The sequence below is a fragment of the uncultured Planktosalinus sp. genome (assembly GCF_963973675.1).
Taxonomy (GTDB): Bacteria; Bacteroidota; Bacteroidia; order Flavobacteriales; family Flavobacteriaceae; genus Planktosalinus.
This window is the reverse complement of the sequence record NZ_CAXBAN010000365.1, coordinates 1-2,662: the sequence shown is the minus strand read 5'-3', so window position 1 is coordinate 2,662 and position 2,662 is coordinate 1. Positions and strand designations below refer to the sequence as shown.

The 2,662-nt window shown below is 36.3% G+C and carries 3 protein-coding genes; 1 reads left to right on the top strand and 2 read right to left on the bottom strand.

The window, feature by feature from the left end:
* Positions 1-156: 156 nt before the first annotated feature.
* A complete protein-coding gene (locus tag AACY61_RS12050) occupies positions 157-783 on the top strand; it encodes a molybdopterin dinucleotide binding domain-containing protein (RefSeq protein ID WP_339611824.1) in 627 nt (208 codons plus the stop codon).
* A gap of 736 nt (positions 784-1,519) precedes the next feature.
* Here AACY61_RS12050 and rplS read toward each other — a convergent pair.
* Complete coding sequence (gene rplS / locus AACY61_RS12045) at positions 1,520-1,870, bottom strand: 50S ribosomal protein L19 (RefSeq protein WP_188440827.1); 351 nt, start codon at positions 1,868-1,870, stop codon at positions 1,520-1,522.
* Between the two features lie 129 nt (positions 1,871-1,999).
* A partial coding sequence (gene trmD / locus AACY61_RS12040) for a tRNA (guanosine(37)-N1)-methyltransferase TrmD (RefSeq protein WP_339611823.1) occupies positions 2,000-2,662 on the bottom strand: 663 nt, incomplete at its 5' end.

The following is a 2,662-nucleotide window of genomic DNA, read 5'->3' as shown; positions in this document are numbered from 1 at the left end:
GAAACAGCCAAATAGGCAGATGGAATTTTACCGGGAGCTTCATTTCTTGAAAAAAGAGGTACTTTCACCAATGGTGAGCGTAGAGTACAGGCTGTTAGAGAGGTTGTTAAGCCTTATGGTAAGGCTAAGCCTGACGGTCAGATAATTGTGGATATTATGAACAGAATGGGTTATCCGCAACCCGATTATGATCCCAAAACCATGCTAGAGGAAATTTCTCAAATCGTACCTTTCTTTGCAGGAATAACCTGGGAAAACCTAGGTAATAACGGAAAACAATGGCCTGTAGCTATAGACGGTACAGATACACAGATTTTACATCAGAAAGAGTTTAAGATAGGGAAGGGGCGTTTTATATTTAAAGAATGGCGTGAAACTACAGAACTGGTCGATCACGCTAAAGACTACCCTTATATTTTAACTACCAATCGCGAGTTGGAACATTATAATTGTGGTGCAATGACGCGCAGAACGGGTAACGAGCAATTGCTTGGTGATGATTACCTAATGATTCATCCTGATGATGCACAAAAACATTTTATAGCTGAAGGCGACTACGTGTGTGTTGAGTCACCACGTGGAAAGGTGGATGTAAAAGCCCGTATCACAGATGAAGTAAAGGAAGGGGTTTTGAGTACTACATTCCATTTTCCTGAAATAATGATTAACAATTTGACCGGTGATATTCATGACTCTGAAGCTAAATGTCCTGAATATAAAGTCGTGGCCGTGCGTATAAGAAAAAGCAAAGGAAAGTTTAAGCAACTAGCAACACAAGAATAAAAATATTCCTATAAAATGACAAAAGCCATCCGCCTCAAGAGGTGGATGGCTTTCTAGATAATAATTCTTTACCGACTCATCTTGCGATGACTTGACAGGATGATTACGTGACCTGTGTCGTGAACTACCTCACCGGATTTTGAACTGAGACGCAACTACGTTGGCCTTGGTTCTCATCCTAACTCTTACACTCTCATACCAGTGCTGAATTGTTAAATTCAGGTAGTACTCAGGCAAATGCAAAAGTTGTCGTAAAGAAAGTTCAATTGTCCAAAATACATTTCAATTTAGTGTTAGCTACTTCGAATTGTAATTAAGTAAAATAAATGGTTACCGGTAAATCATAAGATTTCTGAGACAGAATTGTTACATTGCTGCACCGTGATTTACTTTACTTGGTACTCTTAAAATTGAACTAACAATCGTGAGATTATAGGTTCAAAATTAATAGACAACTTAGCTTAATCGTCTAGTACAACTCCAAATAATTGGAGGAGTATTTCTATCAACAATTAAACAAGTGACAAAGAACGTTTCTTTAGACCAAAACTAATTTCAAACCTGAATTAACAATGTGTGAATTAATTTTGATATTCAAATATAGCACCTTAAGTTTTATGTGCCTACTTTTTATTCTATTATAAATCAACATTTTATTAACTTGAGTTATTAACAAAGGTTCATAAAAAAAGCCCCGCTCTGCGGGGCTTTAATTTTAGTGTAGATTAGATAAAAACTATTTTCTTTTTTCTCTAATTTTTGCCTTTTTACCGGTAAGTTCTCTGAAGTAGAAAATTCTTTTTCTTCGAACACTACCTTTTTTATTTACTTCAATTTTTTGCAAAGTTGGAAGGTTGATAGGGAAAATACGCTCTACACCAACATCTCCAGACATTTTTCTTATGGTAAAGGTTTGAGAAGCACCGGTTCCTCTTAACTGGATAACCACTCCTCTAAAAAACTGGGTTCTTGTTTTTTCACCTTCTCTAATTTCGTAATACACAGTGATGGTGTCACCGGCACTAAATTTTGGGAATTCTTTTTTGGTAACGAATTCGTCTTGTACAAATTTTACTAAATCTTCCATTTTTTCTTAAGTTGGAATTAAAATCAAAACAACATTCACGATTCTCGCCAGAGGTTGAAATGATTGCATATCAAAATGCGGGTGCAAATATAAATATTTAAATTGAAATTCAATTCAATCTTTTCAGAATTATTCATCCAATAAATCCGGACGTCTCTCTTGGGTCCTTTTGTAAGCCTCTTCCTCTCTCCAGGCTTCAATTTTTGGAAAATTACCACTCAATAGTATTTCCGGAACCTTCCAGCCTTTGTATTCAGAGGGTCTTGTATAAATTGGGGGTGCTAATAAATCATCTTGAAAAGAATCTGTAAGCGCACTGGATTCATTACCCAGAACTCCAGGTATAAGTCTAATGATAGTATCACAAAGTACAGCGGCACCCAGTTCACCTCCACTTAAAACATAATCACCAATTGAAATTTCACGTGTGATAAAATGATCTCTCACGCGTTGATCGACCCCTTTATAGTGACCGCAGAGAACAATTAGGTTTTTTTTGAGAGACAAAGAATTCGCGGTTTTTTGATTCAGTGTTTCACCATCTGGTGTCATATAAATTATTTCGTCATAGGAGCGTTCACTTCTAAGCTTTGTAATGCATTTATCTATGGGTTCTATCATCATTACCATTCCTGCGCCGCCTCCATATTGGTAATCATCTACTTGTTTGTAGTTGTCGGTCACATAATCTCTTAGATTATGAAAGTGAATTTCAACCAATCCTTTTTCAATGGCTCTTTTTAAAATTGAAGCTTCAAAAGGACTTTGTAATAATTCGGGTAAAACGGTTAT